The organism is Tenuifilum sp. (genome assembly GCF_037481895.1).
Taxonomy (GTDB): Bacteria; Bacteroidota; Bacteroidia; order Bacteroidales; family Tenuifilaceae; genus Tenuifilum; species Tenuifilum osseticum.
Genome location: NZ_JBBFKU010000021.1, coordinates 23,183 through 40,123, shown reverse-complemented (window position 1 = coordinate 40,123; position 16,941 = coordinate 23,183). Strand labels below are relative to the sequence as shown.

Sequence of the window (16,941 nt, the reverse complement as noted above, 5' to 3'; positions counted from 1 at the left end):
GAAAAACCTGAATCATTGTCGTTTGGATAATAAGTCAGACTCCCCCTTTGTCATCCTAAGTGAAACGAAGGATCCCGATTAATCTATTGTTTTGAGATGTTTCGCTTCGCTCAACATGACAATTAACCTTAACTAAACGACTTTGATACCTGATTCACAATTCAATTTGTGCAATGCATAACCTAAATCTCATATGCGAAGGCGGCATAAAAGGCAGTAGCTGCCACCAAATCGCTAATGGGAACCTTCTCATTGGGAGCATGAGCCAACACCTCATTGCCTGGGCCAAAACCAATTGTAGGAATTTTATAGGTTCCACAGGTCATAATACCATTTGTGGAAAAGGTCCACTTATCAACCTTTGGAGCATTGCCAAAAAGCTTCTGGTATGTGCTTACGCCTTTCTGAACAATCTCACTGTCCTCGGGCATTTTCCACGTTGGGTAGTATTTTTCCATGCCGTATTCCAGTCCTGTATAGGCCTTCTCGCTATAGTTTAGCACTTCCACCCTGGCATTCATGCCCTTAATCAGCTCTTCAATCTCGGCAACAGCGCTCTCCTTGGTTTCGCCCCAGGTAAGGCGACGGTCAAGATGAATGCGGGCATAGTCGGAAACTGCGCATAGCGAAGGACTACCGGAGGTGAACTCCGTAACAGTGATGCTTCCTTTTCCCAGAAACTCATCGAATTTTAGTCGTTCGTTTAGTTTTTCTACCTCCAAAGCCACCTTTGAGGCCATGTAAATGGCATTTTTCCCTCTTTCGGGTGCTGAGCCATGAGCGGAAACACCGTAAAAATGAACCTGCATTTCCATTCTGCCGCGGTGACCCCTGTAAATATTGAGGTTTGTAGGCTCAGTGCTTATAACAAAATCGGGTCTTATTTTATCCTCCTCCACAATGTACTTCCAGCAAAGTCCGTCGCAATCCTCTTCCATCACGCTACCTACAAAGTATATGGTTAAATCCCTGTTAAAACCAAGTTCCTTAAGTATTTTGCCAGCCGTCACAAATGCAGCAGGTCCGCCTTCCTGGTCAACTGTTCCGCGTCCATGTACATACCCATCGCGAATTTCGCCTCCCAAGGGATCAAATTCCCAGTTATCCTTATTGCCAATATCAACCGTATCCATGTGGCCATCGATGGCTAGAATACGTTTTCCATTTCCAATACGACCAATTACATTACCAAGCCCATCGATAAAAACCTCGTCAAAGCCAGCCTCTTCAATTTGACTCTTTAGCTCCAGCTGCACGTCGCGCTCCTGCGCACTTAAGGATTTAATCTGAACCAATCGGGACAGATTACGTGCAGTATAATCGGCATATTTCTCCGATAACTCCTTTATCTTACTATATACGTCGCTCATTTTATGTAGATTTTAGTACTCAAAATTATTTTTAATTCTACACATTAAAGCAATGAGTATTGATAATTTTTGTAATACCATTTAAATATAGATATTTTTTCTATATATTACAAATTTATTATGCCTTTAATCTTCGTTATAACTAAATTGAAAGATATTTTTGCCTAAAAAAACCCTTAGAGATTATCTTAATAAATTTACAAAAAATTAAACATTGGTATGATTTGGCAATTTATAAGCTCAAAAATTGAGCAGAATATTGATGTTTACCTAATTACCGTTGCCGAAACACAGGGTAGTAGCCCTGGCAAGGTTGGGTTTAAAATGGCTGTTTCCGCCGATGGTAGCCTTTACGGCTCAATAGGTGGAGGTGTAATGGAGTTTAACCTGGTAGAAATGGCACGTAAGAACCTGGCAGAGGGATATAAACAAAACTTCTTGAAGCGGCAGGTTCACTCACACGATGCAGCTGAAGATAAATCGGGGATGATATGTTCCGGTGAGCAAACCCAAATCTTCAGCCTTTTCTCAAAATCCGATTCAGAGGTTTTAGCTAAGGTTATTGAGCTTGAAAGTGAAAACCGTCCGGGAAAAATTGTTCTATCATCCAGTGGCGCGGAGGTATACGAGGGTGAATCGCATATTGGCATTAAAGAAATTGAGTTTCAAAAGAGCGATTCAAGCTTCCGCTACAGCGAGCCTTTAGGGGTAAAAGAAACTGTTTACATATTTGGTGCCGGTCATATAAGCGTTCCGCTTTCGCAAATTCTGAGTCTGCTTGACTTTAGGGTTGAATTGTTCGATAACAGGCAGGGTTTAAGCACCTTTGAGGGTAATGTTTGGGCCCACAAAAAACAGATTGTTGACTACAAGCAGGTATCACACCTTTTACCTGGAAACGATAGAAGTTACGTTGTGATAATGACCTTTGGGCATAAGTTCGACGAGATAGTACTAAAGCAGCTAATCGGTAAGCCTTTGAAGTATATTGGTATGATAGGCAGCAAAAGCAAGGTGAAAATCATATTTGAGAGCCTTATTGCGGAAGGTTATGGCAAGGAAAATGTTGAAAGGGTTTGCTCACCCATTGGATTACCCATTGGTGGACAAACCCCTGCTGAGATTGCTGTGAGCATTGCTGCCCAAATAGTTGAATGGCGCAATAAGCATTAAATTTACTGCTCAATAATGGTGGCGCCAACCAGTGTTTTAATCTTTTTCTGTTCAGGATTTCCGGTATAGGTTAGGCTCCCTCCTGTGCTAACATTAGCTTCAAGTACCTTTGATGCGTAAACCTTAGCGCTAGCACCTGTATTTACTTTTACGTATGTTTTTGGAGCAATTAGGTCAATTGCCGTTAAAACTCCTCCGGTGTTAACTTTTGCCTCATAGCTGCTTACACTGCCCCTTATGCGTAGGGTTGAACCCTGTCCAACAGTTAAATCAGCAGTTTCAGCCAATACTGCGCCATCAAACTCGGAGCTGGTATTAATATTAATTGAAATATTAGTTACCTTGAGGGTATCCTGAAGGCTTACTGCAGCCGCTGCCGATACCGATATCTCTCTTAACTCCCTGTAGGTTATGTAAACAGTGGCGTTTACCCTATCATAAAGCTTCCCCTTGAGCTTCACCTCAAGTGTATTGCCATTTACATCTATCGCAATGTCCGATGCAGGAATGCCTTGTGTTTCAACCTTGGCATTAAGAGAATCGCCTTTAACAAGAAATACCTTAAATTCACCCCACACCCGAAGTTTATCGAACTCCTTTAACGAGTAAACTGCGGTTTGCTGTGAATAACCTATTGCCGAAACCAGTAAAACACTCAGGGCTAGAATTATTTTTTTCATAGCTATTTGTTTTAATCCATATTGTCAAAAATAACAATCAAATTCCATTCCAAATAGTAATTAACCTTTTTTATCGGTCGAACAAAAGGAGACTATTTATTGTTTTTACCAAAAGACTAAACAAAGTGAAAACTTACATATCAATATTGATTACAGTAATCTCATTAAGCGCTTGCGCTCAAAACATTAAGGATAGTACGATGAAAAGTGATGATTTACGTAATAAATTAACCGATATACAGTTTTACGTAACCCAGCAAAAAGGAACTGAAAGGCCATTTACTGGCGAGTACTGGAATCATTTTGAACCGGGTTTGTACGTATGCGTTTGCTGTGGGGCTGAGCTTTTCCAGAGCGACACAAAATTTCATTCCAGCTGCGGATGGCCAAGTTTCTTTGATAGCAAGTTTGTAGATAATATAAAGTTTCAGAAAGATTTAAGCCATGGTATGGTGCGAACCGAAGTGCTTTGCAAAAATTGCGGTGCACACCTGGGGCATGTATTCAACGATGGCCCTGAGCCAACCGGTATTAGGTACTGTATCAACTCGGCTTCGTTAAAATTTATACCTAACAAAAAAGAATAGTTCATGGGCAGCACCACAAAATATATGGCAATGTTTCCACTTCCGGTGTTTCTTCTACCGGGTGAGGAAATTCCGTTGCGTATCTTTGAACCCCGTTACAAGCAGTTGATTAATGAATGCAATGAAACTGGCGACACCTTTGGCATACCATATGTGAGTAACAACAATATTAAATCCTACGGTAGCGAGGTTGAACTGGTTAACATTGTAGCCAAGAATAGCCTAGGTGAGATGGTTATTCTCATTAAGGCAATTGCAAACTTTCACCTTTTAAACCTTAAGGAGAAACTACCCGATAAACTTTATGGTGGTGGAATAATTGAGTATATTGACGATAGGTTCACTACAACCAATCCAGAGCTGGTAGTACTTGTTAAGAAGCTGAACCTTAACCTTGACCCTGTAATGGGCTCGCTTATTACTGGGGACTCAGTAAACCTTATGAATGTTGCAAAAGCTATACAACTCGATTCTGACGAAAAATTCTCATTTTACTCCCTACGAAACGAGAAGCAAATGGTTAACTACCTGATAAAAAGGCTAAGGTTCATTGAGCATATCCAATTGCAGGAAAAATTGCTGGAAAATAATTTTAGCCTAAACTAATATTTTCCTTTATCTACATTAAGTAGGTTATGATCTGGAATGGATTTAATATACTTGTCAAAAATCCTCATGAAGAACCTATCGACAACATAAGGGAAACGGGCACCTTTCCAGTGACTCTGATTGGAAGTAAATGTTAAGGTGTAGCCATCGGGGCGCGAAATAACAAGTGCCGATGTGCCTGCCATGGAACCTGAGCGCCATAGCGTTCCATCGTCCCTAACCCAACGCCAACCCAACGGCTGAAACTTCCCATTGTATGTTTCCTTCATGATATCGACAGACTGCTTTGAGAGAATGTCAGGAAAATCATTTCTGCCATCAACAGCCATTACAAACCGGGTTAGGCTAATGGGCGAAATCACCCAGCCTCCGGCTGCACCCAGTGCACGCACATCGTTTCCACCTCTCGATTTTAGAACACTCTGCTTTGAGCCATCAAAGGAAATTACCTTTTCGGCCTCTGGCACCTCGTAGTATCTAGCTTCGTTATTGTACCTTAAACTATCCCAGTTATTGGCCAAATGTGCATCGTAAATATTTAATGGTTTAAAAATTTCGTTCTTTACATAGCTCTCATAATCCATTCCCGAGGCCTTTTCAATTACCCTTTGCAGTATCACAAATCCAATGTTACTGTATGAGCTATGACTTCCAGGCTGAAAGTGAAGTCGTTTTGATAGGGCAAATACAATATAGTCATCAACATCCAAAGGTAAATCCTTATGAAGCTCGCGAGCAATAACATCTTTAATAAAAAGGTGATCGCCCCACCGGGGAGTCCATCCGCCCGAGTGGTTTAATAGGTTATGAACGGTTATCTCCTCTACCCTCTTATCCTTATAGCTAAGGAACTTTTCATCGTTAAGAATACCATCAGGGCCAAAAACCCTGTCATTAAGCCTTAGCTTACCCTCCTCAACAAGTTTCATAACGGCTGTAGCCGTTATAAGTTTGGAAACGCTAGCCACACGCATAGTATTATAGGGCTGCATAGCCAGGCCTTCCTCTTTATTGGACATGCCAAAACCACGTGCGTAAATAATCTTACCCTTATGGGCAACGCAAAAGGTTGCACCAACCAAATCCCATTTGTTCACAAACTGCTCAAACTGGCGATTGATAGATGAATACTCATTGCTGTTTGTAAGAGCATTGTTTACACTCAGCAAATCAACCTTTGCGTATTTTGATGACTCAGCAATTGGTAATGCCAGAGTCCTATTATTTTTTTTCAGGTAGATACCAAAGGAAAGAGCTAAGAAACCAATCAGAATTGCCGAAAGCAGGATTATCAATTTCCTTTTCTTAACCATTGCTATTTATATGAAACTTTGCGCTGCGAAGATATAAAAAACATATTAGTTGATTGTTGACAGTTGAAGGTTGACAGTTGAAGGTTGACAGTTGAAGGTTGACAGTTGAAGGTTGACAGTTGATAGTTAAAGGTTGAAATTGATATAAATTAATTCACATTGCTTATAAATAAATGATTACCACATGTTTGGAGTTTGCATAACACCAAACACTAAATACGAAACACTAAACACCATTCCTACTGATCACAGAATACTCAATGCTTTACTATCGCTTTACAGTTCGCATAAGCTCTTCAAGTAGCTCGCAAAACCGGTCAATATCCTGTTCGGTAGTGTCCCATGAGGTCATCCAACGCACCTCGGAACGATCCTCGTCCCAAACATAAAAGAAGTATTCACTTTGAAGGGGATGGATGAGTTCAGGTGGAACGATTGCAAAAACTGCGTTAGCCTGAACAGGCTGAGTGATTGTAACGCCCTGTATAGCCGAAACCTTTTTGGCGAGCAGCTGAGCCATAGCATTAGCATGACGGGCGGTTGAGTCCCACTGACCATCCTCAAGGTAGGCTAAAAACTGGGCCGATATATACCTCATTTTTGAAGCCAACTGTAAGCCCTGCTTGCGGGTGTACATGAAATCATGCGCTAACTGTTGATTGAAAAAGACAATGGCCTCGCCATACATCATGCCATTCTTGGTTCCTCCAAAGGAGAGAACATCAACGCCTACATCGCGGGTAAATTCCCTGAAACCCTTTCCGAGCGATACAGCAGCATTTGCCAAACGAGCACCATCCATATGCAGAAGCATGTTATGGGAGTGAGCAAAATCGGCCAGGGTCTTTATCTCATCAACGGTATAAACAGTTCCAAGCTCACTAACCTGCGATATAGAAATAACTTTAGGTTGAGAGTGATGTTGAAAACCGAAACCGTGCATATGCTTTTTAATTCCGTCAATGGTTAACTTACCGTTTACGGTTGGAACGCTTAACAGCTTACACCCGGTAAACCTTTCAGGTGCACCACACTCATCTACGTTGATATGGGCAGTTTCAGCACAAATTATGGCATTGTGGGGTTGTGTTACAGCCTTTAGTCCAAGAACATTGGCCGCAGAGCCAATGAACACAAAGAAAACCTCAATATCGTTGCCAAAAATTTGCTTGAATCTATCAATTGCTTTCTGCGTAATTGGATCATCACCATAAGCAATGGTGTGACCATGATTCACATCGTTAATTGCTTCAAGAATCCTAGGGTGTACACCCGAATTATTATCGCTAGCAAATCCTCGTGAAAACATAATAATAATGTAGATTTTTTCGGTAAAGTTAACTTTTTTATGGGTTAGCAGCCATTACGATTTAAATTTTCGAATCATTTGGTAATCAATATAGTATAGAATTTTGATGGAAAAACTATTATTCTGTGGACTATTCCAAATCCCTTCAATGTTTTTAAAGTAGAGGTACTGGGGATTATCTAACAGCTCTTCGGCCTGATTTTTCCATGCAAAAACCAGTTCGCTACCAGGTGCAAAGTGCCACTGGTAAAACATATCGATGTTGAAAAGGTTATAGTTGCGGTTTGCCGGATTGGTTATTGAATTGGTTTGCTCTAGCGAGCCGTCATTTTTTAAGGTAAAAAACTCATTGTACTTGAAATGTCTTATGTAGTGGCGAGCTCTTATGCTTAGGAACGATTTAGCTGTAAATGCAAACTGAATACTTAATGTATTTGTAATAGTAACCAGTTTCCTGCTACCAAAAAATATGTTTGAACCATCGTAATCGTAGTATCCAATGTTGTTGCGTTCCGACTGATATGCCCAGCTGTAGATGGTTAAGAGTTTATCGGAAAATCTTATTCGAGGGCTAATGCTATACATGTAACCCTTTTGATTGTACATATCAGCATACCAAAACGAGAATCTATGATCCAGCGCAACAGTCTTGCGATAATCGGGTGAACCCCACCACTGAAGCCATAAAACATGAGGTGTAAGAAATTTGCGCCCCTCAACCCTTGGTTCATAGTAATCATAACCATAACGGGGATTATACGATGCATTAAAACCTCCGGTAAAGTTGTTGGTGTTCGTAAACTTTGCCTGAAACTCAATTTCTTGGCTTTGGAAAGCTTTAGGGGCGTATAACCGACTGTTTGAGAACTCTAGCTGAGCTTCAAAGTTCAAAAGCCTCCAGAATGGCTCAAAAACTTTATAGGCAAGGGCCACGCCAGAGGAGAGCTCATTGGGGCTACGCAGGTAGCCTAAATCATTTGGATTATAATGCTCACTCTCAATGTTTGCCCAAATATACCCCTGAATATTTCCACTAATTTTTGAAATTGACAGGTTTGTCTTGAATCCATGCTGAACCGAATCGACAAAGCGTTGACTTACAGCCCCAACCCCACTAATGCCAAATGATTGTTTTTTATTTTTTAAATTAAATTCCGTAGCAGTAACATTTGCTGTAAAGCTATCCACAGGTCGGTAAACATTGGTATTTATTAAGCTTACATACGAGTTATTCGGTAAATTCTGGTCGAGTACAGTAATGTTATAGTTGGTGAAACCCTGCGTTAACAGCTTTCTCCTTTTACCTGAAACAGTATCGAGTATTTCAGCATAGGTATTTTCAGTCATGGCATTGAAAAAACCAAAACCAAGGCCATTGGCAAAACGCCCCGATAGCTTACTGGCATTAACCATTTTGGTCTCAAGTGGATTCTTATCAACAATCTCGTTTGTTTTCAGTGAATCGTAGGCTGCATCGTAATGGGCAGGAGTTCCGCCTATACGTCGGGAGTAGAAAATGCCTGCCTTCCCAAAAAGTTCAGTTCCCTCAGTAAAGAACTGACGGGCCTCATCGTACTTAACCTCAAAAGGGGTAAGGTTTAGCACCTTATCGTCGGAACGGACCTGGCCAAAATCAGGAATTAGGGTTACATCAAGGGTGAAACTCTGGGCCAAGCCCAACTTTAAGTCCATGCCACCCGAAACTCTTGAGTCCAATCCCTTTGTACCTGCATACTGGTCAACATAACCGGAGATATAGGGCAAAAACGACAACCGAAGTGGTGGTTTCACCCCCGAAATCCCTTTAAGAATGCCAGACTGGGTTATAAAACCCGCTTGAGCTTTGTCAACAAAGTTCCAGGTGCTTACCTCATTTTTACGCTTGATTAACCGTGAAAAATTGATTCCCCATACCTGATTAACATTCTTTGAGAATCGTAAAGCGCTGTAAGGTATTTTCATCTCCACGATCCAGCCCAAGCTATCGAAACCTACAGCACTTTCCCAAACCGCATTCCAGTTTCTATCGCTTTGGTTTGAGGTAATTTTAATATCGGTTTGAACGCCCGAAGCCGAAACGGTGAACTGTAAATAGTTTACTCCATCGTTATATGTACTCAGGTAAACACTGAAAGCATCGGATCGCAACCTATCGCTGTTATCGCGCTGCCCAAGTTCCCTGAAAATGCTATCGGGAGAGGTATCGAAAAGTCGGGCTCCAATGTATATGGCAAAATCGTCGTATAGTACACTAACCTCTGTCTGTTGGAATGCCTTTAGCCCATTGTATGGCTCGTAAATGGTAAAATTGTTGGCAAAATCGGATTTACCCCAAACATTTTCATCGAGCCTACCATTAATGTAAATGTGTTCAGTAGCCCTAATGGCATAAATTTCACGTGTAATCCTTAACGAGTCCTTATTACGACCTCCTAAAGCAATATTTCCCACTATAAAAGAAAGGGAAAAAAGCAAAATCCACCTTTTCATTCGTAAAAAAATCCCAGTTTGTTTCTTACATGTAAGAGTATAAAAGGTAAAAATGGTTTAAGCCATTACAAAAAAAATACCCCATGATGGGGTATTGCTATTAGGATTATTACTTTGTAAATGGGCTTTACTTTACTCTGGATGATTCCCTTACAATAAGTTGAGTTTTGAGTATTTCAGTGACAGGAGGTTCAGGTTTTGACTGAGTAATCCTACGAATAAGCTGCTCCATGGCCTTTTTACCCATCTCAAATCCGGGCTGGTTAACTGTGGTAAGAGTGGGCTCAACCATTAGAGAAGTTTGATCGTCGCCAAAACCAACAACAGCAATATCTGTTGGAATTTTGTATCCGTTACGCAGTAACACTTTAATGGCTCCAGCTGCAGTAAAGTCGTTTACAGTGAAAATTGAGTCGAACTTTAACCCGCTATCAATAAGCTTTTGGGTTTCAACAAGGGCCGATTGAAAAGTGTCGCATGGAATAATGAGTCGCTCGTCAATAACTACCCCATTGTCGCGCATGGCCTTTAAATAACCGTTAAGGCGATTTTGGCCAATTAACCTGTTTTGCGGTCCTGCAAAATGAACAATTTTACGACGGCCCTGAACAATGAGGTGTTCAGTAGCCTGGTATGCACCATCAAAATCATCAATAATTACCTTATCGGCCTGAATTTCATCAACAGCCCTGTCGAAAAAGACAATGGGGATACCCTCCTCCTCAAACCTATGGAAGTGGTCGTAGTTAGCCGTTTCCTTTGATACCGAAACTAAAATACCATCAATAATGCCATTTAGGAAAGTATCGCATGCAGCCACCTCGCGGCTATAATCCTCAACCGATTGGCTTATCATCACGCTGTAACCATTTTCATTGGCCACCTCTTCAATACCACTGATAACCGATGAAAAAAAGTAGTGCACAATTTCAGGAATAATAACCCCAATTACGTTGCTACGCTGATTGCGAAGGCTGAGGGCAATAATGTTAGGTTTGTAGTTGTACTTTGCGGCAAGCTCGTTAACCAACCGCTTGGTTTCCTGGCTGATGTCGGGGTGGTCCTTTAGGGCACGCGAAACGGTTGATGGGCTAATTCCCAACTCGCGGGCAATGTCCTTGATGGTAACCTGGCTCGATTTCATTTTCAAAGCATTTGAACTAATTGATAAATAGGTTGTTATTTAAATGTTGCTATTGTTATATTCCTAACAAATATACTACTAATAATGAGCAATAAAAGGCACTCGCCCAATGTAATATTTTTTTATCAAAATACAAACGTTTGCGGTATCGTTTGCATAAAAAACAGGCCTAAAATCAATGTTTTTCCGTGTTTCCAGTGTTAAAATTTTGTTAATTGTGAAAGTTTTGATGTAGTAGTTTTAATGTTTAACAAATTAAAAACCAACTCAAAATAAAATATTTGCCATGAATAGACTTAAACAGTTTCTAATTATTTTAGTAGCATTGCTATTAGGGAACTTATCCTTAATGGCACAAGAAATTTCCGTTACTGGGAAAGTAACTGATGCTGCTGATGGTACTCCTATGATTGGAGTAGCTATTGTTGTTAAAGGAACAACCACAGGTACAATTACAAATGTTGATGGAGAATACTCCATTAAATGTAAAGGTAACGATGTTCTTGTTTTTTCATTTGTAGGTTATAATACGCAGGAAGTTGCTGTAGGCAACAGAAGTGTAATAAACGTGCAAATGAAGCAGGAATCAAAGGAAATTGATGAGGTTATTGTTATTGGGTATGGCGTTCAAAAGAAAAGCGACCGTACAGGTTCTGTGGTAAATGTTAAAGCTGAAGAGTTAAATAGAGGTTCGCTTACCGACCCCATTCAGGCAATGCAGGGTAAGGTAGCAGGCGTAAACGTATCGAAAAAAGGGGGTGACCCCAACTCCGGCTTTGCTGTTCAAATCCGAGGTGCTGCAGGTTTCGCATCAAACACCCAACCCCTTTATGTAATTGATGGCGTTCCAGGAGCTGATCCTACCACTATTTCTCCTGACGATATTGAATCGTTCAACGTCCTTAAGGATGCTTCATCAGGCGCAATTTACGGTTCAAGAGCATCGAATGGAGTAATTATTATCACCACGAAGAAAGCCGATAAAGCTAAAGGTGCCACTATTGATTACAATGGTTATGTATCGGCCGATCAAACCAGTAAGCGTTTAGAATTTCTTTCGGCTGCTGATATTCGGAAGTATGTTACCGATAATAACATTCCTGATTTTGCTGATAATGGTGCAAATACTAACTGGCAGGATGAGATTTTTAAAACGGGGATTTCACAATCCCATTCACTAGCGGTTTCAAATTCTACTGATAATCTTGCCTATCGCTTCTCGTATAACCATACATACAACGATGGTGTTGTTATACAAAGCAACAAGCAGCGTGATATTGCTCGATTCAACCTAACCCAAAAAGCTTTAAACGATATTATTACAATTGATGCATCAATTGCTGGGACATTTGAAAAGAACAACTATGTGAACTATGGAGGCGGTATGGGTTCATCCAATATTTTCTACCAAATGTACCAGCGCAACCCTGTTGATCCCGTTTATAAGGATGGCGAATTTTTTGAATTTCAGCGTGATTTTAACTACAATAACCCAGTGGCAATTGCCAAGCTTATCCAAAATGAACGTGATGCTAAGAACTATTTTGGCAATGCAAAAATTTCAGTTGAACCTATAAAAGGCTTGGTAGGTAGTGTTAACTTTGGTTATATCCGTAACGACTCCGAATCGTTCTATTTTGAACCAACGAATTTATATGCAGGAGGAACAGATGGATACGGAAGAAGGGGATATTCAAATTTTAGATCTCAGGTTCTTGAAACCACCCTTTCCTATAACACTATTATTAACGAAAACCATTCCATAAATGTCCTTGGTGGTTATTCATTTCAGGAAGACTATAATTCAGGACTTACAGCCCAAGGTCGCGAAGCACTCTCGAACTACCTAAAGTCTAATAACCTTGCACATCTCAATAATGTAAATGTAGGTGATATTGGTTCGTGGCGAAATTCAAACCGATTGATCTCATTTTTTGCTCGTGCAACCTATAATTATCAATCCAAGTATTTTGCAACAGCAACACTCCGTCGTGATGGTTCATCGAAGTTTGGTAAAAATAATGAGTGGGGGTTATTCCCATCGGCTTCAATAGCATGGGATATCAAGAAAGAAGCATTTCTGGAAAATATCGATCTCTTTAACCAACTTAAACTCCGTGTGGGATATGGGATAACAGGTAACCAAGAAATTTCCCCTTTCCTAGATATAATGTATGCTTACCCTTCGGGTACAGCACCAAATTTTGAGACCGGTGAGGATGCCATTAACTTCGCAATATCTCACAACGCAAACCCTGACCTTAAATGGGAGGAAAACTCCGAACTTAATATTGGCCTGGATTACTCTATTCTGAAAAATAGAATTCAGGGTTCATTTGAGTACTATATCAAATCGACATATGACCTACTAGCACCTTACGCTGTTCCGGTTCCACCCAACGCACTTCCGACCACCTGGGCAAATGTAGGACAAATTGATAATAAAGGTTTTGAAGCCAACATTACTGGTTATGCTATTGATAATAAAGATTTTAAATGGCGTACAATTGTAAACTTCTCTACCAATCGTCAAAAATTGGTTAGCCTTTCAAACGATCAGTACTCCTGGTCCGAAGCCGATAAGAAACGCCTATGGTTAAGTGGTAGGGGATTAGTTGGTGCACAAAACTGGACTCAATACCTTTTTGAAGGTGAGGAAATTGGAACTTTTTATATACCAAAATATGCTGGCCTTTCGAGTGATGGGAAGTTCCTTTTCTTTACAGCCGCTGGTGGAGTAACACGCGATGTTAATCTTGCACAACGTTATGTGGCAGGATACGCTCAACCTCGTTTTACCCTTGGTTGGTCAAACTTTATTACTTACAAAAATTTTGATTTTAGTATTGCTCTTCGTGGGGCTTATGGAAATAAGGTTATGAACGTTACCCGCATGGTGTTCTCTAATCCGCAAATCCTACCTACACTTAATGCACTTTCCGAAGTGCTTGATGAAATTGACCGAGGATTAACGGATTCGCCTAAGGTTAGTGATTATTACCTTGAGGATGCCTCTTTTATCAAAATTGATAACGTAACAATTGCCTATAACTTTAATCCGAAATCGACCAAATGGGTTAAAAACATGAGGGTTTACTTAACCTCTAATAACCTATTTACTTTTACTAAATACACTGGTCTTGATCCTGAACAAAGCTATGTAGGACTTGAATACGGTTTGGATATGTACGATGTTTACCCAAAAACACGTACAATCACTCTAGGTTTAGATATTAAATTTTAACGGATAAAATAAAAGAAAATGAAAAGATATTTCATATTAGCGGTTTCAGCTTTGGTATCGCTAGCCAGCTGTACCGACTTAGACGATCAGTTAACGGATAAAATTCCGTTTGACCAGTTTCCTGAAAATGATGCTCAAGCTGCTTTAATGGTGGTACCAGTTTATCGTCCCATGCAAGATTTCTTAGATTGGGGTGGCTGGTGGTTTTGCCAGGAAGTAACTTCCGATGAAATGGTTTGCCCTACCCGACATACCGATTGGGATGATGGAGGTAAATGGCGCGTGCTTTATCAACATACATGGGATAATAAAACTGAAGCAGTAGCTGCAATGTGGGGTAGATTTTATAATGGTATAGTTGAAGCCAACAGACTTATTGAAGTTCTTAATCCAGAAAATCTACCGATGAATGAACTCACCCCCGCTGGCGCTAAAAACTTGGCCAAGCTCAAAATCATGAGGGCTTACTACTACTACCTTCTAATTGATAATTATGGCGACGTACCCTATGTTACCTCATTTAAAAATGCTGAAAAGCAACCTAGTAAAACTCCTAGAAATGTGATTTTCAACAATATAGTTGCCGATATTGAGCAATCTATCCCCTACCTTGACGAAAGCATGTCCAAAACATCCGTTACAAAGGGAATGGCTTGGTCGCTCCTAGCAAAACTGTACCTGAATGCAGAGGTATACACTGGTGAAGCCAAATGGGATAAAGCTGAAAATGCTTGCGATGAAGTGCTAAAGCTTGGCTACTCACTTGAAAGTGACCCACTAGCCCCATTTGTTACAAACAATCAGAATTCCCCTGAAAATATCTTTACTATTCCTTACGATGAGGATACCTATCAGGGTTTCAATTTACACATGCGAACACTACACTACAACAGCAACCTTACATTTGATATGAGCGTTGGCCCATGGAATGGTTTTGCTGTTACTGAACAACATTATAACACCTATCCTGCAAACGACAAACGTAAAACTGGTTATTTTTTGGTTGGACAACAATACACTTCATCGGGTCAACCCATAACTGACGCGGTTGCAGGAAAACCATTAATATTTAACCCATATATTCCCAAACTAGTAATGGATGCATCATTTACTCCTGAAGAAATCAGAATGTCGGGAGCAAGGGTTAAAAAGTTTGAAATAAAATTAGGAGCAAAAGCAAACCTAAGTAACGATTTCCCAATTTTCCGATTAGCAGATATAATGCTAATGAAAGCTGAAGCAATGGTTCGTCAAACTAAAAATGGCGATGATTATATCAATCCAATTCGGAATCGCGCAGGCCTGCCAAATATCACCAACGCAACTCTCGACGATATACTTGCTGAACGTGGCCGTGAACTATTCTGGGAAGCACACCGCAGGCAGGATCTTATTAGGTTTGGTAAATTTAATAATGCTTGGTGGGAAAAACCTGCCTCTGATCCAAGCCGTAAAGTATTTCCTATCCCTCAATGGGCAATTGATGCAAACCCAAATCTAGAATAAATATATTTAATGTTTAACCCTAAATTTTAATGCTATGAGAACAACTAAATTCAGATTTATGTGGCTATTAGCCGCTGCTGCACTTGCTTTTACAGCATGTGACAAAGATGATGATAATGACAAACCCCAAATTCTTGTTGAAGATGGTCTTTACATAGTTGGTGAGGCAACTGCCTGGGCTGACTATGATTTAAAAGGACAAATGGCTGGTGGTATCAACGAAGTAGACCAACAACCAAGATCTACCATGTTTGAGAAGTATGTAGCCCTTGAAGCTGGTAAAACTTTCAAGATTGTAGAAATTGCTGGTAAACAGGCTATTGAGTATGGTCCCGATAACATTGCCGATGTTGTTACCAATGGCGAAAATGAACAACCCAATGTTACCGCAAAAGTTGGTACTTATAAAACAGGTGGTAGCTATACTGTAACTGAAAGCGGTTTGTATCATATTATAATTGACAAGGAACTGAAAAAGGTAGCCATTATACCAGTACCTTACTGGGGTATTTTAGGTGGTTCAACTCCTTTCGGTTGGAACGATGCTAATACTCAACTTCAACTTAAAGGTAGCTTCAATAAACAACAAATGGAGTTTGAAATTACTGGTCTTGAGTTACGTAAAGGCGATTTTAAGTTACGTTATGGTAGCGGTTGGAAATTCTGGTTAAATGACGAAGGAACCGTAAAAGCAAACACAAACTTTGGTGGAGCAATTGATGCACTTGTACCTGGCGGATCAAACATCGTTTTAACGGTTGATAAGGAAGGTATTTATACTGTAACAGTTAAATGGTCTGCAGAAACTGGTGGTTTAGGTATGACTGCAAATATGTTAAAAACTGGAGACGTTGAACCTCTACCCGAATATCCTGAAACTCTTTACATGATTGGAGATGGTGTAGGTGATTGGAACTGGGATAACACTGATCTGCCAATGATAGCAGTACATAGCCATCCTTACATGTTCTGGAAAATAGTATGGATGAAAGAAACCGGTGGATTTAAGTTTGCTCCTAAGAAAATGTGGGCTAATGATTTTGGTAAAAGTGGAGATATGAGTGCAGACTCAGTTTATAACAAAGGAAGCGATAATGTTCCCGTTCCTGGAACTGCTGGCTACTACATGGTAGTTGTTGATTTGAAGAATGAAAAAATTTCTATTTCAGATGTCAAGGTTCACCTGATTGGTGCTACAATTGGCAATCTTTGGGATGCACCTGTAGCCGATGGTAAATTTACTGTTGATAATGCCAATGAGGTTGTAACAATAACCAAATCCCTTTCAGCAGGTGAACTTAGAATGCATGTATGGCATAAATGGTTCCCCGTACAAGATCCGCAGCCTGTTTCTTGGTGGCAAGCAGAATTTATCATTCTGAACAACAAGATTGAATTCCGTGGTACAGGTGGCGATCAGGAAAGAGTAAATCTTACCGCAGGTAATTATAAGATCGATCTTAACTTCAAGACTGGCGCTGGTTCAATTACTGCTCAATAAATAATTATTCACTAA

At 40.3% G+C, this 16,941-nt stretch carries 12 protein-coding genes; 6 read left to right on the top strand and 6 right to left on the bottom strand.

Going from position 1 to position 16,941, the window contains the following annotated elements; genetic code table 11:
• Positions 1-182 precede the first annotated feature (182 nt).
• Positions 183-1,370 carry a YgeY family selenium metabolism-linked hydrolase gene (locus WHS63_RS07895; RefSeq protein WP_445204631.1) on the bottom strand — a complete coding sequence of 396 codons (1,188 nt, stop codon included), beginning with the start codon at positions 1,368-1,370 and terminating at the stop codon, positions 183-185.
• A 219-nt stretch (positions 1,371-1,589) separates the two neighbouring features.
• Here WHS63_RS07895 and WHS63_RS07890 point away from each other — a divergent pair, with 219 nt between their 5' ends.
• Positions 1,590-2,543 (top strand): XdhC family protein, encoded by a 954-nt coding sequence (locus tag WHS63_RS07890; RefSeq protein ID WP_445204630.1) that lies wholly within the window; start codon positions 1,590-1,592, stop codon positions 2,541-2,543.
• Between the two features lie 2 nt (positions 2,544-2,545).
• On the opposite strand, the gene WHS63_RS07885 is transcribed toward WHS63_RS07890, so the two are convergent.
• Entirely contained in the window at positions 2,546-3,223 is a 678-nt protein-coding gene (locus WHS63_RS07885; RefSeq protein WP_445204629.1) for a head GIN domain-containing protein, read from the bottom strand.
• 200 nt (positions 3,224-3,423) lie between these two features.
• Here WHS63_RS07885 and msrB point away from each other — a divergent pair, with 200 nt between their 5' ends.
• Together msrB and WHS63_RS07875 are read left to right on the top strand one after the other, a co-directional pair.
• On the top strand, positions 3,424-3,810 hold the full coding sequence (gene msrB / locus WHS63_RS07880; protein WP_445204628.1) for a peptide-methionine (R)-S-oxide reductase MsrB: 387 nt from the start codon (positions 3,424-3,426) through the stop codon (positions 3,808-3,810).
• A 30-nt stretch (positions 3,811-3,840) separates the two neighbouring features.
• Positions 3,841-4,416, top strand: coding sequence for an LON peptidase substrate-binding domain-containing protein (locus WHS63_RS07875; protein ID WP_445204627.1), 576 nt, complete (start codon positions 3,841-3,843; stop codon positions 4,414-4,416).
• Here WHS63_RS07875 and WHS63_RS07870 read toward each other — a convergent pair.
• The 4 genes from WHS63_RS07870 to WHS63_RS07855 all read right to left on the bottom strand — a co-directional run bounded on the left by WHS63_RS07870 (position 4,413) and on the right by WHS63_RS07855 (position 10,675).
• The gene (locus WHS63_RS07870) at positions 4,413-5,732 is read right to left on the bottom strand and encodes a serine hydrolase domain-containing protein (protein WP_445204626.1); all 1,320 of its coding nucleotides are present in this window, start codon (positions 5,730-5,732) and stop codon (positions 4,413-4,415) included. The genes WHS63_RS07875 and WHS63_RS07870 overlap by 4 nt on opposite strands.
• A 268-nt stretch (positions 5,733-6,000) precedes the next feature.
• The gene (locus WHS63_RS07865) at positions 6,001-7,041 is read right to left on the bottom strand and encodes a threonine aldolase family protein (protein WP_445204625.1); all 1,041 of its coding nucleotides are present in this window, start codon (positions 7,039-7,041) and stop codon (positions 6,001-6,003) included.
• 54 nt (positions 7,042-7,095) lie between these two features.
• The gene (locus WHS63_RS07860; RefSeq protein WP_445204624.1) at positions 7,096-9,531 is read right to left on the bottom strand and encodes a DUF5916 domain-containing protein; all 2,436 of its coding nucleotides are present in this window, start codon (positions 9,529-9,531) and stop codon (positions 7,096-7,098) included.
• A gap of 127 nt (positions 9,532-9,658) precedes the next feature.
• Positions 9,659-10,675 (bottom strand): LacI family DNA-binding transcriptional regulator, encoded by a 1,017-nt coding sequence (locus tag WHS63_RS07855; protein WP_445204623.1) that lies wholly within the window; start codon positions 10,673-10,675, stop codon positions 9,659-9,661.
• A 286-nt stretch (positions 10,676-10,961) separates the two neighbouring features.
• On the opposite strand from WHS63_RS07855, the gene WHS63_RS07850 reads away from it, so the two are divergent.
• The 3 genes from WHS63_RS07850 to WHS63_RS07840 are packed head-to-tail and all read left to right on the top strand — an operon-like array spanning position 10,962 to position 16,926.
• Positions 10,962-13,919 carry a SusC/RagA family TonB-linked outer membrane protein gene (locus WHS63_RS07850; RefSeq protein WP_445204622.1) on the top strand — a complete coding sequence of 986 codons (2,958 nt, stop codon included), beginning with the start codon at positions 10,962-10,964 and terminating at the stop codon, positions 13,917-13,919.
• Positions 13,920-13,937: 18 nt separating this feature from the next.
• Positions 13,938-15,425 carry a RagB/SusD family nutrient uptake outer membrane protein gene (locus WHS63_RS07845; RefSeq protein ID WP_445204621.1) on the top strand — a complete coding sequence of 496 codons (1,488 nt, stop codon included), beginning with the start codon at positions 13,938-13,940 and terminating at the stop codon, positions 15,423-15,425.
• Positions 15,426-15,459: 34 nt separating this feature from the next.
• Entirely contained in the window at positions 15,460-16,926 is a 1,467-nt protein-coding gene (locus tag WHS63_RS07840; RefSeq protein WP_445204620.1) for a hypothetical protein, read from the top strand.
• Positions 16,927-16,941 lie beyond the last annotated feature (15 nt).